The organism is Candidatus Curtissbacteria bacterium, from assembly GCA_024654445.1.
Taxonomy (GTDB): Bacteria; Patescibacteriota; Microgenomatia; order Curtissbacterales; family GWA2-41-24; genus JANLHP01.
In genome coordinates this window covers 16,442-32,276 of record JANLHP010000017.1, presented here as the reverse complement: position 1 = coordinate 32,276, position 15,835 = coordinate 16,442, and the positions used below count along the sequence as shown (strand labels likewise).

General features: G+C 41.9%; 17 protein-coding genes. 12 read left to right on the top strand and 5 right to left on the bottom strand.

Annotated features, from left to right (window positions below; translation table 11 throughout):
• Window positions 1-36 precede the first annotated feature (36 nt).
• Window positions 37-2,619: a cation-transporting P-type ATPase gene (locus tag NUV69_02410; GenBank protein ID MCR4324514.1), complete on the top strand. Its 2,583-nt coding sequence runs from the start codon at window positions 37-39 to the stop codon at window positions 2,617-2,619.
• 26 nt (window positions 2,620-2,645) lie between these two features.
• Window positions 2,646-3,263, top strand: a complete 618-nt coding sequence (locus NUV69_02405) for a hypothetical protein (GenBank protein ID MCR4324513.1) — start codon at window positions 2,646-2,648, stop codon at window positions 3,261-3,263.
• A gap of 108 nt (window positions 3,264-3,371) precedes the next feature.
• On the opposite strand, the gene NUV69_02400 is transcribed toward NUV69_02405, so the two are convergent.
• Window positions 3,372-3,512 carry a DUF5679 domain-containing protein gene (locus NUV69_02400; protein MCR4324512.1) on the bottom strand — a complete coding sequence of 47 codons (141 nt, stop codon included), beginning with the start codon at window positions 3,510-3,512 and terminating at the stop codon, window positions 3,372-3,374.
• Between the two features lie 99 nt (window positions 3,513-3,611).
• Window positions 3,612-3,863 (bottom strand): hypothetical protein, encoded by a 252-nt coding sequence (locus NUV69_02395; GenBank protein MCR4324511.1) that lies wholly within the window; start codon window positions 3,861-3,863, stop codon window positions 3,612-3,614.
• Between the two features lie 140 nt (window positions 3,864-4,003).
• Between NUV69_02395 and NUV69_02390 the strand changes: the two genes are divergently transcribed.
• The 7 genes from NUV69_02390 to NUV69_02360 are packed head-to-tail and all read left to right on the top strand — an operon-like array spanning window position 4,004 to window position 8,846.
• Window positions 4,004-4,471 carry a DUF4446 family protein gene (locus NUV69_02390; GenBank protein ID MCR4324510.1) on the top strand — a complete coding sequence of 156 codons (468 nt, stop codon included), beginning with the start codon at window positions 4,004-4,006 and terminating at the stop codon, window positions 4,469-4,471.
• A complete protein-coding gene (locus tag NUV69_02385; protein ID MCR4324509.1) occupies window positions 4,468-5,598 on the top strand; it encodes a DUF3048 domain-containing protein in 1,131 nt (376 codons plus the stop codon). The genes NUV69_02390 and NUV69_02385 overlap by 4 nt, the downstream gene beginning before the upstream one ends.
• Before the next feature lie 38 nt (window positions 5,599-5,636).
• The gene (locus tag NUV69_02380; protein MCR4324508.1) at window positions 5,637-6,215 is read left to right on the top strand and encodes a winged helix-turn-helix domain-containing protein; all 579 of its coding nucleotides are present in this window, start codon (window positions 5,637-5,639) and stop codon (window positions 6,213-6,215) included.
• 38 nt (window positions 6,216-6,253) lie between these two features.
• The gene (gene secD / locus NUV69_02375) at window positions 6,254-7,555 is read left to right on the top strand and encodes a protein translocase subunit SecD (protein ID MCR4324507.1); all 1,302 of its coding nucleotides are present in this window, start codon (window positions 6,254-6,256) and stop codon (window positions 7,553-7,555) included.
• Window positions 7,537-8,451: a protein translocase subunit SecF gene (gene secF / locus NUV69_02370; protein ID MCR4324506.1), complete on the top strand. Its 915-nt coding sequence runs from the start codon at window positions 7,537-7,539 to the stop codon at window positions 8,449-8,451. The genes secD and secF overlap by 19 nt, the downstream gene beginning before the upstream one ends.
• Entirely contained in the window at window positions 8,448-8,606 is a 159-nt protein-coding gene (locus NUV69_02365; GenBank protein ID MCR4324505.1) for a hypothetical protein, read from the top strand. The genes secF and NUV69_02365 overlap by 4 nt, the downstream gene beginning before the upstream one ends.
• A 57-nt stretch (window positions 8,607-8,663) precedes the next feature.
• Window positions 8,664-8,846 carry a hypothetical protein gene (locus NUV69_02360; protein MCR4324504.1) on the top strand — a complete coding sequence of 61 codons (183 nt, stop codon included), beginning with the start codon at window positions 8,664-8,666 and terminating at the stop codon, window positions 8,844-8,846.
• On the opposite strand, the gene NUV69_02355 is transcribed toward NUV69_02360, so the two are convergent.
• Complete coding sequence (locus tag NUV69_02355) at window positions 8,839-10,185, bottom strand: CCA tRNA nucleotidyltransferase (protein ID MCR4324503.1); 1,347 nt, start codon at window positions 10,183-10,185, stop codon at window positions 8,839-8,841. The genes NUV69_02360 and NUV69_02355 overlap by 8 nt on opposite strands.
• A 147-nt stretch (window positions 10,186-10,332) precedes the next feature.
• Here NUV69_02355 and recJ point away from each other — a divergent pair, with 147 nt between their 5' ends.
• On the top strand, window positions 10,333-11,964 hold the full coding sequence (gene recJ / locus NUV69_02350; GenBank protein MCR4324502.1) for a single-stranded-DNA-specific exonuclease RecJ: 1,632 nt from the start codon (window positions 10,333-10,335) through the stop codon (window positions 11,962-11,964).
• Between the two features lie 47 nt (window positions 11,965-12,011).
• Here recJ and NUV69_02345 read toward each other — a convergent pair whose 3' ends face one another.
• Window positions 12,012-12,173, bottom strand: a complete 162-nt coding sequence (locus NUV69_02345; protein MCR4324501.1) for a hypothetical protein — start codon at window positions 12,171-12,173, stop codon at window positions 12,012-12,014.
• A gap of 397 nt (window positions 12,174-12,570) precedes the next feature.
• Here NUV69_02345 and aspS point away from each other — a divergent pair, with 397 nt between their 5' ends.
• Both aspS and NUV69_02335 read left to right on the top strand, forming a co-directional pair.
• Window positions 12,571-13,899, top strand: coding sequence for an aspartate--tRNA(Asn) ligase (gene aspS, locus NUV69_02340; GenBank protein ID MCR4324500.1), 1,329 nt, complete (start codon window positions 12,571-12,573; stop codon window positions 13,897-13,899).
• Between the two features lies 1 nt (window position 13,900).
• Entirely contained in the window at window positions 13,901-14,806 is a 906-nt protein-coding gene (locus tag NUV69_02335) for a D-alanyl-D-alanine carboxypeptidase (protein MCR4324499.1), read from the top strand.
• Here the strand turns inward: NUV69_02335 and NUV69_02330 are convergent.
• Window positions 14,796-15,824 (bottom strand): hypothetical protein, encoded by a 1,029-nt coding sequence (locus NUV69_02330; GenBank protein MCR4324498.1) that lies wholly within the window; start codon window positions 15,822-15,824, stop codon window positions 14,796-14,798. The genes NUV69_02335 and NUV69_02330 overlap by 11 nt on opposite strands.
• Between the last annotated feature and the right edge of the window lie 11 nt (window positions 15,825-15,835).

Below are 15,835 nucleotides of genomic sequence, written 5' to 3'. Positions count from 1 at the left end.
ATACATAAAAACCAAGTATAATGATTCTACTGCCCGATGAATTACTACCAGAAAAGTACAAGAGACGTTTTGGATGAACTCTCAACATCCCAAGACGGCGGTCTTTCTTACGACCAAGCCGCTTCTCGTCTCAGAACGTTCGGCTCAAACATCCTGGCGTCCAAGAAAAAAGAAACGCTCGCAGATATATTTTTAAGGCAATTTAAAAGTCCGTTAATCTACATTCTAATTTTTGCAGCGATTTTAGTTTCGTTTTTCGGGAAAGCGATAGACGCGATCGTTATTATTCTGGTAATAACGATAAATGCCGTAGTTGGCACGATTCAAGAAGGGAAAGCGAAAAACTCTCTCGAAAAACTTCAAAGCCTAACTCGGCATAAAGCACTAGTGCGGCGGGATTCGGAAGAAATTCTGGTTTCTTCGGAAGAAGTAGTGCCCGGCGATATTCTTATAATTCACGAAGGAGACAGAATTTCTGCAGACTCAAGAATAATCATAGCTGAAAGTCTTAAAGTAGATGAGTCTGTTTTAACTGGTGAAGCTTATGCCGTAGAAAAAACCTCTGGCACTCAAGAAAAACAGAACCTTACAGTTGGAGACCAGAAGAACATGCTTTTCACCGGAACCAACGTGGTTTCCGGATACGCTGAGGCAGTAGTTGTCGCGACAGGGTTCAACAGCGAATTAGGGAAGATATCAAAAGGTCTGCTTGAAACATCTAACGTTCCACTTCCTCTTGCCAAAAAAGTCACACAGCTTACCCACTTCGTTGCAAAAGCCGCGATTGGAGTTTCAATTTTTGTCCTCATAGTCGGCTTTGTCCGCGGCATGGAACTATCTGAAATTCTTACTTCCGTAATTGGTCTAACTGTTTCAATCGTCCCCGAAGGACTCCCCGTTGCGGTCACCATAGTTCTTGCTAAAGGGGTGTGGCGCATGGCAAAAGCGAAAGCTATCGTAAGGCAAATGGCAGCAGTAGAAGCAATGGGTAACGCGGACACTTTACTTGTTGATAAAACGGGCACAATAACGACAGGCAAAATGGTAATTAGAAAAATATTGATTAACGAAAAGGCGTACGAAGTCACAGGCGAGGGTTATAAACCAAAGGGAATCGTAAAAGAAATTAACCAAAAAGATGAGCATCTTCTTAAAAAAATCATGGGGCTCACATACCTTTCACTTAAGGCAGACGTTGTAAAGCTTGATGGCCGCTGGAAACCAACAGGTGATCCAACAGAAGTCGCGGTAGCCGTGCTGGCCAGAAAAGTATCTCTCAAAAAAGTTGTCCTGGAAAAAGAGTACAAAACGATCAAAGTAAGCCCTTTTGATTCAAAGAAAAGATATATCGAAGCAGAATTCGAAAAAGGGGAAGAGATATGGAAAGTATACATTGGCGCGCCAGAATTTTTAAGTCGTGACTTAAAAATTGATCACAATCTCTCTAGCAATTATCATCACCTGGCACAAGAAGGTTTAAGGGTAATTGGCGTTGCTATTTTTGGACCTAAAAAGAAACTGTTTTCTTACGCCCTTTTGGCAATAGACGAGGAGATAAGAAAAAATGTAGAAAAATCAATAGAAGAAGCCAAAGCGGCAGACTTCAAAGTAGCAATGATTACGGGCGATTTTGAAGAAACGGCAAAGACAATAGCAAAAAAGGTCGGAATTTTCAAAGACGGCGATGAGGTTTTAACCGGTAAAGTTATAGAAAATTTAACGATGGAACAGTTGCGCGAAAAAGTAAGGAATGTAACGGTATTTGCAAGAATATCCCCCGTACATAAACTAAAAATAGTAAATGCTCTAAATAAGAATGGTCGTATAACCGCAATGACAGGGGATGGAGTAAACGATGGCCCTGCCCTCCAGGCAGCAAGTTTAGGAATAGGACTTGGCTCCGGAACTCAAGTCGCAAAGGATGCCTCGGATATTATTCTCACAAACGATAATTTTAAAACAATCGTAGCTGCAATTGCGGAAGGAAGAGCGATCTACCTGACGCTTAAAAAAGTAATTCTATATCTATTTTCGACGACTGTCGGCGAAGTTTTGGCAATTACCCTAAGTATTTTGATCGGACTACCACTGCCACTAGTTGCGGTTCAAATAATTTGGCTAAATTTTGTGACAGACGGGTTTTTTGTCGTTGCTCTTGCTCAAGACCCTCCCGAATCTGGCCTGATGTCAAAAGGTGAACTTAGAAGTGACGCCCTAGTTGATCCTGAAATGGTCAAAAGAGTGATACTGATGAGCACGACCATGATTCTTGTCACGCTGCCAATTTTCTATGTTTATCAAAAATCAGGGATCGTTGAAGGCCGTTCAATGGCGCTTCTGATACTCGCAGTTACTCAGTGGTTTAACGCGCTTAATGTTAGATCAAAAACAAAATCAGTATTCCAAACTCCCATTTTCAACAACCATTATTTAACTGGCACATTTGTTATAGTTTTCATCCTCCAGTTCTTAGCACTTCAAACACCAGTAGGCAATCAACTACTTCACACGTCTCCCCTGACGCTCACTGATTGGGCAATCGCATTTTTAGCCTCAACGGCAGTCATAATCACAGAAGAAATACGAAAACTATCAAGCCGCAGCAGAACCAGGAATTGAGAGACCTTCTTTGTTAAAATACTGATATGAGGAAAAAGGCATTAATTATTATCGCTCTCATCACGATAGCCGGAGCGGTAGCAGTATTGAGCTCTCTCGTTCTCAGTCTCTTCGTGATAAAGCCCACGACCGACCAAATAAGCCAAAAACTCCGCGAACAATTTCAAACGATCATAATCATCCCAGAAGAAATTCCTCCTCCTGCAAAAAGTTTTAACGAAACAGCCTACTACTGGCAAATGATAACTCCGGAGGGGGAAATTGCCGGTGTTATTGCAAAATATGAAAACGGGTTCAAAAAAAGCGACAACAGTCTTAAAATAACGCTCGAAAAAGAAGAAAATGGGGATCCAAGCATTTTCCATAAGCTACTGCCGCATCTAATAGTCGACGAAAAATCAAAAAAGGCAGCAGAAGACCCTGAAAAAGTGCAAGTAAAACCAGAGCCTCAAGACACCTACAAAAGCGTAAGCGTTTTTGTTACGCCTGATAGTAAAAAAACAGCAAGAATCGTTTGGGAGGTCGACAGACCTCAAACAGAAGAACTTAACAATCTATACAGCAGACTCAATAAATATCCAGAAGGGTTTGTAAAAATCTTATTTAATTTACAAAAAACAACACTCGACCTAGCGGGAGTTTAAAAGACTAGCGTTCTGAAGAAAAAACCCCAATACACTTGACAGTATTATTCAAACCTTGTGAGAATAATAAACTCTCTTTAATTGGGGTTTTTTAGAGTCCAAACGAAATTAGCCACCAATTTTGAACATGGCTGTACCGCAAACTGGGCATTTACCTTTCTTTGCGGGTTTGCCATTTTTCATGGTAACTGATTGAGCGTTGGGATCGTCTCTTTTTGCGCGGCACTTAACACAATACATTTCTGTCATATATTAATCACCTCCTTCAGGCAGTGAAGATTTGCATAAGCTGTATGCTTAGCAGTCTGAGGCTGTCTAGCCTCAAGTAGCCTCACGATAGCACAGATTTTAAGCGAGTGTCAAGCTAAATCCAAGCTGGGCTAAAATTATGACACTCGCACCTGACAAAATTTTGACAATATCAGATCTAACATAATCGAGGTTTTCAATCGACTTGGAGTCTGTTTTTGTTGATGTAATTTTTATAGCGGGATTCTTAATTGCCTTTACATTAGAGGAATAGTTAATTTCTGCAGCACCTTCAAAAGTAAATCTTCTCTGAGATGCAGATATTTTTTGTCGCTTCGTTTTAAAAGGCATGATACAAATATTAGCACAAAATAGAATAATATTAGTTCAAATTAGTTAAGTGTCTACACATTGACAAAAAATTAGGCTGCATGGTAAAAGAGTAGAGTACTAATTTTATCCAAGGACAATACCCAGTTCCTAGCTCCTTAATGGAAAGCCTACAAATTTCGAACTTTATACTAATAGGACTGGGAATTTGGATTGCACTTTTAAATATTTATCTGTTTAAAATAATGAGCGCTTACAAGCGCTTAACTCGGGGTGCTAACAACCAAAACCTAAGCCAAGTTCTGGAAAGTCTAATTTCTAAAGTCCAGATCGAAGAAAAAAGGCTATTTGAGATCGCAAAAGAAGTAAACAAAATCGAGGAAAAGAACAAGTCAAACTTCCAAAAATATGCTTTAATAAGGTATAACCCTTTCGAGGATTCGGGTGGAGACCAAAGTTTCATCGCGGCCTTCTTAGATGGCAACAATAATGGCATAGTGCTCTCTTCCCTTCATTCGAGAGGTGGCACCAGAGTTTACGCAAAACAGGTAATAGAAGGAAAAGCAACTTCACACCAGTTTTCTAAAGAAGAAAAAGAAGTTGTCGAGAAGGCAACTGCAAACAAATGACTTTATTAAATTCGAAATTAAAAATTTTAATCGCAAGCATAGTGTTGTATGTTGCTTCGGCGGGTATTTCTTACGTCGTTTTCAATTCGGTTATCGAAAAACCCCTCAATTTAAATACTCCCTTTGGTAACCTTACAGACATCACTTCGGGTTCTGACGAAGGAACAAAAGATAAAGAATGTCCAATTAATGGAGAACTCCACACCGAAAACAGACAAGACCAGTGGGAGAAAAGAAGACCGCTTGGCGTAATGATAGAGAACCACCTCGACGCAAGACCAGTGATTGGATTGACCCGCGCGGACGTCATTTATGAAGCAGTGGCGGAAGGCGGAATCACAAGATATTTGGCCGTTTACCTCTGCCAGGATGCAGGTGATATCGCGCCAATAAGAAGCGCTCGTACTTACTTTCTCGATTGGGTTTCCGAATACGATGCTCTCTACGCCCACGTAGGCGGAGCAAACACCCCGGGCCCTGCCAATGCCCTTGGTCAAATTCGAGATTACGAGATTAGGGACATGGATCAATTCGGTTTAGGTTACCCGACTTATTGGAGAGGAGCTGATAAACTAGCTCCTCACAACGTCCATTCAACGACAAAGAAACTTTGGGAAGCTGCCGAAAAAAGAAAATTTGGTTCTGAAGACGAGGACGGAAACAGATGGGATCAAAATTTCACCAAATGGCTGTTCAAAGATGAGGCAAAGCTAGAGGAGAGAAAAGATCAAGGACCAATAACCGTTCCATTTTGGCCGCAAGGGGCAGATTACACAGTTACCTGGAATTATGACAAGACGTCAAACACTTACAGAAGATCTCATGGCCAAGAAGCCCAAATTGATCCTTTGACGAAAGAACCACTTTCTGCCAAAAATGTTGTCGTGCAGTTCCAAATAGAAAGAAATGCCGATGATGGCTATCCAGATGAACATCTGTTGTATGGAACAACAGGTACCGGCAATGCCCTAATCTTCCAAGACGGAAAAGTCATCGAGGGAAAGTGGTCCAAACAATCAAGAACAGCAAGAACAAAGTTTACAGATAAAGCCGGGAAAGAAATATCTTTCACTCGCGGCAGAATTTGGATAGAAACAATTCCTGTTGGTAATTCTGTTAAGTATTAAATTTGCTGCCTCAGCCCGCGTAAACTCTGCCTGATAATATGCTAATAGACCTTTTGATCTCTAAAGTCCGTGTCAAAATCCTGGAGCTTTTCCTAGGCAGTCCCGACGAGACTTACCATGTTCGAGAAATAGTAAGGAGAGTAGGCGAGGAAATTAATGCCGTCAGACGAGAGCTTGCAAGGCTCGAAAAGACAGGACTCTTAGCCTCTCAGTGGAGGGCCAACAGAAGATACTACAGCGCAAGAAAAGACTACATCTTTTACTTCGAACTACTTTCGGTAATCAATAAGTCCGTCGGCCTCGGCGGCAATATTCTAAAAAATAAAGCTAAACTTGGAAAAGTTCGTTACGCAATGATTTCAGGATCTTTCGTAAGAGGAAAACCATATGCTCAAAACGACGTCGACCTTTTTGTTGTCGGAACAATAGTTCTTCCTGAACTTGGAGCAATCGTCAGAGAAGAAGAAGCAAGAAGAAACAGGGAAATAAACTTTACGCCAATGACAGAAGAAGAATTTGCCTTCCGCAAAAGCCGCAGAGACCCCTTTGTTGTGGGCGTCCTCTCTAAGCCGCGTGTCATGTTAATTGGTGATGAAGAGGAAATGGTCAAACTCTAAGCCTTGGATCACATCTGGCACTGATATATAATCCCTTTATGCCCAAAAGGCCCAGGTTCACTTTACTTTTTATAATCCTGATAACGCTTGCGGCTATATTTATCAATCTTCCTTTAATTAATATTAAAGGAAGAGAAATTTCTCATCCTCAAATCAACACAAGCATCTTCAAACGTGATCTTGAACCTAAGCTAGGGCTCGATCTGGCAGGCGGAGTGCAACTTACGATGTCGGCGGACATGACAAACGTTCCCCAGGAAGATCGAGACAATGCTCTTGAGTCTGCAAAAGATATTGTTGAAAACCGAATAAACGCGCTCGGTGTCGCAGAGCCGGTAGTTCAGGCATCAAAGTCAAACGACAAATACAGACTCATCGTTGAAATAGCAGGGATATCCGATATCGACCAAGCAATTTCTATTGTCAAAAAGACAGCTCAATTGGAATTTAAAACGGTCAAAGATGTCCCACCAGAGGCAACAGCGCAAGCAATAGAGCCGACATTTGAATCCACCAACCTTACCGGAGCGGACCTTAAAAGAGCCTCCGCTGCCCCCAGCCAAGATCCAAAAGACCCAGGATACATCGTAAACCTTGAATTTAACGAAGAAGGAGCAAAAAAGTTTGAAGAAATAACAAAAGCAAACATGGGCAAACCCGTTGCGATGTTTCTTGACAACGAAATTATTTCTGCGCCCGTTGTACAAGGCGTCATCTCGGATGGTAACGCTCAGGTCACCGGAAACTTTACTTCCCAGGAAGCAAAACAACTAGCTGTAGCTTTAAATGCGGGAGCTCTTCCAGTTCCGCTTGTTATCGAAAGTCAAACAAGAGTCGGTCCAACGCTTGGCGCAAGCTACATTGAAAAAAGTTTGGTAGCAGCTGCAATCGGCATTGCATCCGTTAGCCTTTTTATGGTCTTCTACTACGGCTTTCTTGGAGTTTTTGCAACTGTCGCGCTTATTATCTACACCCTAATCACTTTTGCTGTTTTTAAGCTTATTCCTGTTACCCTAACTCTAGCCGGTATTGCAGGGTTTATTCTCTCGGTTGGTATGGCGGTCGACGCCAACATTTTAATTTTTGAAAGGATCAAAGAAGAAAGAAGATGGGGTAAGGCAAAAAGCGAAGCTCTTTACACGGGCTTCAACAGAGCATGGTCTTCTATTCGCGATTCGAACGTTTCATCTCTAATCACAACAGCCATACTTTTCAATTTTGGAACCGGTTCGATCCGTGGCTTTGCCCTTACTTTAGCTCTCGGTATTCTAGTTTCAATGTTTTCGGCAATAACGGTGACCCGAACATTGCTTAGAGTATTTTGGGTAAGACAAAAATGAACATCATAAAACACAAAAACATCTTTTTCACTTTTTCTATCGCAATCACCTTAGCTGGACTCATCGCGCTTTATGCTTGGGGCCTGAAACTTGGAATAGACTTTGCGGGCGGTACTCTGTGGGAAATTAAACTCACAGAAAAATCATCCCTAAGCCCTCAAGAAATCGAAAAGACTTTTGAAGAAAACGGTGCCGAAATATCCTCAATCGCGAGAACTTCCGAAAACTCGGCACTTGTCCGGATGAAAGCGACAGAAGAGGAAAAAATTAGCACCCTAAAACAAAAACTAAATGAAACTTATGGAAAAGTCGAAGACGTAAGACTTGAAACGGTCGGCCCAACGGTTTCAAAAGAGCTGACAGAAAAAGCCATATACGCTGTAGCAATGACAATTGGCGCGATTGTAATTTACGTTACTTGGGCTTTCCGCAAAGTTCCAAAACCAGCCTCATCTCTTGCTTTTGGAGTTAGCACTGTTATTGCTCTCGTTCACGATGTCGTTGTTGTTATTGGAGCCTTTTCGATCCTTGGTCACTTCTTAGGCCTAGAAGTAGATTCACTCTTTATAACTGCGCTTCTTACTGTCCTTGGATTTTCTGTTCACGACACCATAGTCGTATTTGACAGAATTCGCGAAAATCTTAGAAGGCACAGCGCAAGCAGTCTGGAAGAAATTGTTAACCACTCAATACTGCAAACTTTGGCAAGATCCTTAAACACGTCACTTACGGTTGTGATAGTTCTTAGCGCCCTGCTGCTCTTTGGCGGTGAATCAATTCGTCCCTTTATAATCGCTCTTTTAATCGGAGTTGTAACCGGAACTTATTCTTCCATCTTCATCGCATCGCCACTTTTAGTTGTTTGGAATAATATCAGGTCAAAATCAAAAAGATGAAAGTAAATCCAAAGCTAATTGCTTTAGTTATTGCAATAGCCATACTGTCGGCAGTTCTTTTAAAAGCCAAAAGTCCAGGCCAAATACTGCAAACTCAAGCATCATCTCCACCATCAAGCAATAATAGCGACCCGTGGATTTCCGAGTTCACATGAGGTGTATTAGAGATAAAGAAGGAGAAGTATGGTACTTACAAAGATTCCAGATTAATATTGGTCAAAAGAAATGACAATAATGGAACGGAATTCGTTTATGTTTTTAATGACACAGAGATTGCCGACAAGAACGGCCAAGAAGCCGAATTTTCGGATATTGAAGTTGGAACCACTTTACTGGTAAAAGGCGGACGAGGTGAAGGGCAAGTATCAGCAAAAGAACTAAAAATTGTCAACTAGATAATTCTTTAATCCTTGAGATCAAGTAGTCTCTCTTATTTTTCTTATCATCTTCCAAAACTTCCTCAAACAATTTATTTAAAATTTCTCCAACTTTTGGCCCGGGTTCAAGCCCTAAAATCTCCATCACATCACGCCCGTTAATCTTAAGATCGGCAACTGTAAACGGTTTTTTAAGAACATCCGCAATTCTCTGCTTAAAAAGCTTTAGGCGCCATCCTTCTGCTTCCTCCAGCCCTCCCCCCAGCCTATCCCCAATTCGAAGATCAATCATGTCGTCAATATTCTCCAACCCCACATTTTTAATAAATCGTCTTATCGCCTTATCGGTCTGCTCCTCGTTAACGCTAAACTGGTGCCACCTCACAAGTTTAAATACTTTTTCTTTTTGTTCGCGCGACAAATGAAGCCTGTCAGAAATTTTATTTGCGATTCTGGAACCGACGACTTCATGGTTATAAAAGGTCCTGACTCCTTCTTCCGTAACATCTGCAACTTCCGCTTTACCGATGTCGTGAAGAAGCGTTGCAAATCTCGTTATCGTGTCATTGGATGGAGTGTGCTTCAAGCTCATTACACAATGAGTGCCAACGTCAAAAATGTGATGCCTCTTTGGGCTCTTCTGCTCAACGGCAAAACACTTTTCAAGCTCCGGCATAAAAACTGCCAACAAGCCAGTGTCTCTCGCAAGTAGAATTCCTTCTGCCCCTTTACCGCTCGCGATCATCTTGAAAAGCTCATCACGTATGCGCTCACCGGAAATTTTAGAAAGTAATTTAGCGTTTTTGCCAATCGCCGCGAACGTCTTTTCTTCGATTTCAAAATCCAAAGTAGCCGTGAATCTTACAGCTCTTAAAAGCCGCAAGGCGTCCTCCTTGAACCTTTTGTCTGGGTCTCCAACAGTTCTAATCACCTTTTTCGCAAAGTCACTAACTCCCCCGAACGGATCAATAGGCGTCTCATCAAGCTCTCCGTCTTTGAATCTAAGAGCAACAGCATTTATCGTAAAATCACGCCTTGCCAAATCCTCTTCAAGCTTTTCTCCCCACTCAACACGGTCGGGGTGACGGCTATCCGAATACTCGACATCTTTTCTGTACGTAGTAATTTCAACAACGTTTTTGCCTTCCTCTCCGATAGCAACCGTGCCGAACCTATTATTGTAAAAAGCCTTCGGAAATATTTTCAAAATTTCCTCCGGTTTGGCGTTGGTCGTAAGGTCCCAATCCACAGGTTCCTTTTTGGCCAGAATATCACGCACCGCGCCTCCAACCACAGCGACCTCGAAACCGGCTTTTTCGAGTTTATTCATAATTTCTTTTACTTTTTCATCCACCATAATGAAATTATATATTAACGAGGCTCAAAGAATAACGTGGATCATTATTGACTGAGCTTGTCGAAGTCATACATTATGACACTTCGACTCGCATCGCTCGCTCAGTGAATAAGTCTGCTGATATAATGTCTTGTTAAAATATTTTAAATGACTAAATTCGTTTGGAAGGTAAAAAGTAAGGCTCCCATTAAGAAAAATAAGGATTGGCTTCTTAAAATACTCGCGGAAAATAGAGGACTCACAACCCCAAAAAAAATCAAAGACTTCTTGAATCCCACGATAGACCAAATATTGGAAGTTAAAATTTCCGATTTAGAAAAAGGGAAAAAGAGAGTAATTACAGCCATTAAAGCCAAGGAAAAATGCGTTGTTTATTCCGATTACGACGCCGACGGTCTTAACGCGACAGCCATTATGTGGGAAACACTTTACGATCTCGGCGCCAATATTCTCCCCTACGTTCCTCACAGAATAACCGAAGGATACGGCCTATCAAAGGCAGGAATAGAAAAATTAGCAAGGGAAGGAGTAAAGCTCATAATTACAGTCGACAACGGAGTAACAGCAGTTGAACAGGTAGACTTTGCCAAAAGTTTGGGCGTAGACGTTGTAATAACGGATCACCACGTTCTGCCAAAAATTCCACCAAAATCGTACGCACTCGTCCATACAACCGAATTGTGCGGGGCCGGGGTTTCCTGGCGCTTCTGCTGGCAGATTATAGAAACGCTGAAACCCGACTACAAAGAAAAGTTGACTGATAAACTCGAGCTCGCAGCGATAGCGACGGTCGCTGATCTCATGCCTCTCGTCGGAGCAAACAGAGCCGTTGTAAAACTGGGTTTAGAAAAACTTAGAAAAACGAAAAGGCCAGGTATTAAAGCACTAATTACCGAATCTCGCATAAACGGCCCAATTACAACCTACGAAATTGGGCACATCATTGCCCCCCGGATTAACGCGATGGGTAGAATAGAGCACGGTATTGATGCGCTAAGACTTCTTTGTGCAAAAAGTGAAGAACAGGCGAACTCGCTCGCCAAGCTCCTTGGTAAAACAAACGTCAGAAGGCAAGATCTCACCATCAAAGCAGTAGATCACGCAATAAGCATGGTCGATAAAAGTTCCATTATAGGTGTAATTTCACACGAAGAATGGCACGAAGGAATAATTGGTCTTGTCGCGTCCCGACTAGTAGAAGCACATTACAGACCAATGATCGTCATCTCCAAAGGCGTAACTTTTTCTAAAGGTTCCGCGCGTTCCATCGCAGGATTTAATATTGTGGAAGCGATCAGGGAATCGTCAGAATATTTAGTCGACGGCGGAGGCCACCCGATGGCAGCAGGCTTCACAATAGAAACAAAACATATCGAAATGTTCAAAGAAAAAATTATAAAGTACGCAGAATCTAAAATTACAGAAGAAATCTTAACTCCGACAATCGAAGTTGAGTGTGAACTCGAGAAAGAAGACATGACGGAGGCGAATGTAAAGGCCGTCGGAACATTCGAGCCTTACGGCATAGCAAACCCCCTTCCATTATTCCTTACAAGAAGAATGATCGTCGAAGATGTGAGAGGAGTCGGACCTCAAAGCCGCCACTTAAAACTCCAGCTAGATGGCATCGGCGCAATTGGATTTAACATTGGCAACATGAGAACAGAAATAAGGCCAGGCAGTCTTATAGACCTAGTCTACACACTCGAAGATGACAAGTACGCGGGCAACGGTACAATCCAACTCAAAATCCGAGACTTAGTTGTAAACAGCAACTAAGCGTTCATATTGTTAACAAATTCTCTTTGATTAATTCTTCTATTTGCCTAGTCAATGACTTCGTTGATAGAAGTCGCCCTTCTTATTTGTGAATATTCCTCGGCTGCCTCTTGACCCCAAATTCTTCCAACACCGTCAGGATGCATTTCAATACCGTGCTCTACCAAATGTTGCGGTTTAGTAGCCCGGACTTCAACCTGGCCCGGCATTCTGAAAATCAATTCTCTGTTCGGTTGATCTCTCTCTGACATAATAGTTTCACCTCCTTTTTAGCCATTAAAAAACCTCCTGCTTTTAGGAGGTAATCTTTTGTAAGACTGGCTTTAAAATTTTAAGCCATACCCTCCCGAAGCCTCTTGCCAAGCAAGAGACCTTGTGTAAGGAGAGTAACAACTACAAAATTCAAAGCCATTTCTAAAAATGTATCAAACTTTAGCTTTGAATGCAAGCCCTGTTAAGGGTTCACCCAATAATCTCACATAACAAGTGAACCATATTCCTAACGGGGCAAGCCCGGCCAAAATAGCCCCTTAAACCGCACTAGAAATCTAGTAAGGCGAAAGGTAAGATTGGACGGGTCAAATCTATTTAGTTTAGAATTTACATATGCCTCGAACAACGATCGCAGATACTCCCGTCAAAGCAGGTGAAAAAGTTACCGTTTATGGTTGGGTCGACACCAAAAGAGATCACGGCAAAATTACTTTCGTCGATATTCACGATTACAGTGGTTCTATTCAAGCAGTTGGCTCGGGCGAAGATGTAGTTTCACTAAAACCCCAGTACGTAGTAAAGATCGAAGGCGAAGTTCAAAAACGTCCACCTGCGATGGTCAATAAAAAGCTAAAAACAGGCGAAGTAGAGCTTAAAATCGGAAAAGTTGAAGTGTTATCGCAAGCCCACGAACTTCCTTTTGACATGGGCCAAGAAACCCTGGATTTGGAACTACCTACATTGTTGGACTTTCGAAGCCTTACTCTCAGGCATCCAAAAGTCAGAGCGATCTTCAAAGTTCAAGAAGTTATAATCGACGCTTTCCGAAGAAGTCTTAAGGAAAAAGATTTTACAGAATTCCAATCGCCCGTAATTATTCCTCAAGGTGCGGAAGGCGGGTCGGAAATGTTCGAGGTGAAATATTTCGACCACAAAGCACTTCTTGCTCAAAGCCCTCAATTTTACAAACAAATTCTTGTTGGCGTTTTCGAGAGAGTTTTTGCTGTTAACAAAACCCTTCGCGCAGAGCCAAGCGTTACAACCCGTCATCTTGCAGAAGTAACAACGCTCGATGCGGAGTTTGGATTTATAGAAAATTGGGAAGAAATAATAGACATGGCAGAGTATGTTATTAAATATATCTTTGACAAAGTAGAATCAGAAGCCGGCGACGAACTAAAATTGCTTGAAGCAAGCTTGCCAAAAGTAAAAGGCGAAATACCAAGAATTAAACTAAGAGAAGCACAGGAAATAATTGCCAAGAGAACAGGAAGAGAAGCCAAGAAAGAACCGGATCTTTCTCCCGAAGACGAAAAAGAAATATACAAATGGGCGCAAGAAGAGAAAGATTCCGAACTGGTTTTTGTTACTCATTTCCCAACAAGCAAAAGACCATTCTACACATTTGTCGACCCGGAGGATTCTGAATACACTTTAAGCTTTGATCTTATCGGCAGGGGAGTCGAATGGCTCACAGGCGGTCAAAGAGTCAACGACCTAGAAGAACTTACAAAAAGAGCCAAAGAAAGAGGAGTAGATTTGGCCAAAAGCGAACTATACTTACAAGCTTTTAAATACGGGATGCCGCCAGAAGGGGGTTTCTCGTTCGGATCGGAAAGAATAACAATGAACATCTTAGGTCTCCAAAATGTAAGAGAAGCCTCTCTTTTCCCCAGGGACATGGAAAGAGTCGACACAAGATTTTCGACTCAAGAAAAATGATGTGAAGTACGTACGTTTTTTGATAATTGCCTTAATCTTCGCCTCACTTCTTTTAGTAATTACAAAACCAAACGTTGAAACTCGAGTCAAGAAAAAAACTCAACCACTGCAAACTGAAGATCTACCGAAACTATTCCCTTATCCTTTGCCCGTTGAAAATCCGCAACCATCACCTCAAATTTCAGCTCAATCAGCGGTTATAATCGACGCCAAGAGCGGCGTTGTTCTGTTTGAGAAAAATCCACATCTCAGACTCCTTCCAGCGTCAACCGCAAAATTAATGACAGCGCTCGTTGCCTTAGAAAAATGTTCTCCAGACGATGTGGTTACAGTAACCTACATCGAACAATCACCAAACAGCATGGGTCTTTCTCAGGGTGACAAAGTAACCATTAAAAGTCTGCTTTATGGCATGCTCGTTGTCTCTGGTAACGACGCCGCTTACGCACTCGCTTATTCTTGCAGTAATAATATTGGTGAATTTGTTCGCGAAATGAACCAGAAAGCCTTGGAACTCGGCATGAACAATACTCATTACACTAACCCCGCCGGCTTTGATGATCCTGCTTACTTTAGTACAGCAAGCGATCTTGCAAAACTTGCTAAAGTTTCCGTTTCCAACCCATTAATTGCCAAAATTGTTGCGACAAAAAGCACAGTCGTTACAGATCTTACCGGAAACAAAACCTATTTTCTGCAAAGCACCAACGAATTATTAGAAGAAGTCGAAGGGGTAATTGGTGTTAAGACGGGTCAGACGGAAGGGTCTAAGGAAATTCTGCTTTCTCAAACGGCCAGGAACGGAAACACAATAATTACTGTCATTCTAAAATCTGAAAGCAGGTTTGTTGAATCAAAGGCGCTGATCGAATGGGCGTTTAAAAACCACTATTGGGTTAATCCTTAAGCCATTCACTAGAAACGGCCGGTACATAAGCGGCAAAACCATCAACACCGCCAAATATATAAACCGGTTGCAAAAAATCTCGGGAATTTTGAGAAACAACATATCCAATCGACACATCAAGTATGGAAATCTTTCCCGCATGAGCTTTACTGAAAGCAGCTTTTCCTGCTTTTAATTCTTCAAACGCCCGGGCAGTTCCCTTCAGAGGATAAGTTGCAAATTTATATTTTTGTACTGGAACAATATTTACTTTCGCCCTAACAACCTCGTCATCAAAAACAAGAGCGACGAGCGGTGCATCGTTTTCCCTCAACAAAATTACAGGCGCGTTGTCTATAGGCCCTGGCCTAAAAGTTACTTCAACTACATTTGACTGTGAAAGCGAATTAGCATCAACCAATACCCCGTTTTCGATTCTCAGCATTCGTGTTTGGGCCAGCTCTTCTGGATAATCTTCAAGACTTATGCCCCAGCGACCAAAAAAACTGGAAGCTTCTGCTATCGCAAAAGCGGCATCCTTTGACCGGGAACTCGACAACTTCGGGTCGTTCATGAAACCACTGTCAAAAGTAAAATTACCGCTCAAAATATCTACGGTCAAAATCTTTGAAGGATCCTCGTCGTCTCTAAATATTAATGACGTGCCAGTGTCTTGAGGTGTTTGACCAAAGCCAATTCCCAAAGCACTCGATATAATCCTTTGTTGCGCCCCAAACGAAGGTTCAGGCATGGCGATTGCGAAAACTTTAAAAAACGGAGAAAGCGCAGGTAAGTCTCCGCTAATATTCTCCAGCTGATATGTAGTTCCCGGTGTCGGGGCAATTCCTAAGGTTAAATCCATCCTGGGAATTTTTCCAAATGAAACAGTTCCAGGTAGAGGCGCTGAAGGAAAAAAAGAATTCTTCAAAGACATTCCGATCATAAAAAGTACAATTAAGGAGACAATAACGGCAACAGTAAGCAGTGCCCACCTGAAAGCTTTATGGGAAAATATAGCTGTTTGGGTTAGAGAAGACATCGATGATACAA

Coding starts and splice junctions, on each gene's coding strand:
- NUV69_02395 (MCR4324511.1), bottom strand. CDS start 3,863: ATGCCTTTTAAAACGAAGCGACAAAAAATATCTGCATCTCAGAGAAGA.
- secD (MCR4324507.1), top strand. CDS start 6,254: ATGCCCAAAAGGCCCAGGTTCACTTTACTTTTTATAATCCTGATAACG.
- NUV69_02400 (MCR4324512.1), bottom strand. CDS start 3,512: ATGACAGAAATGTATTGTGTTAAGTGCCGCGCAAAAAGAGACGATCCC.
- NUV69_02380 (MCR4324508.1), top strand. CDS start 5,637: ATGCTAATAGACCTTTTGATCTCTAAAGTCCGTGTCAAAATCCTGGAG.
- NUV69_02405 (MCR4324513.1), top strand. CDS start 2,646: ATGAGGAAAAAGGCATTAATTATTATCGCTCTCATCACGATAGCCGGA.
- NUV69_02365 (MCR4324505.1), top strand. CDS start 8,448: ATGAAAGTAAATCCAAAGCTAATTGCTTTAGTTATTGCAATAGCCATA.
- NUV69_02345 (MCR4324501.1), bottom strand. CDS start 12,173: ATGCCGGGCCAGGTTGAAGTCCGGGCTACTAAACCGCAACATTTGGTA.
- aspS (MCR4324500.1), top strand. CDS start 12,571: ATGCCTCGAACAACGATCGCAGATACTCCCGTCAAAGCAGGTGAAAAA.
- NUV69_02355 (MCR4324503.1), bottom strand. CDS start 10,185: ATGGTGGATGAAAAAGTAAAAGAAATTATGAATAAACTCGAAAAAGCC.
- NUV69_02330 (MCR4324498.1), bottom strand. CDS start 15,824: ATGTCTTCTCTAACCCAAACAGCTATATTTTCCCATAAAGCTTTCAGG.
- recJ (MCR4324502.1), top strand. CDS start 10,333: ATGACTAAATTCGTTTGGAAGGTAAAAAGTAAGGCTCCCATTAAGAAA.
- NUV69_02390 (MCR4324510.1), top strand. CDS start 4,004: ATGGAAAGCCTACAAATTTCGAACTTTATACTAATAGGACTGGGAATT.
- NUV69_02410 (MCR4324514.1), top strand. CDS start 37: ATGAATTACTACCAGAAAAGTACAAGAGACGTTTTGGATGAACTCTCA.
- NUV69_02385 (MCR4324509.1), top strand. CDS start 4,468: ATGACTTTATTAAATTCGAAATTAAAAATTTTAATCGCAAGCATAGTG.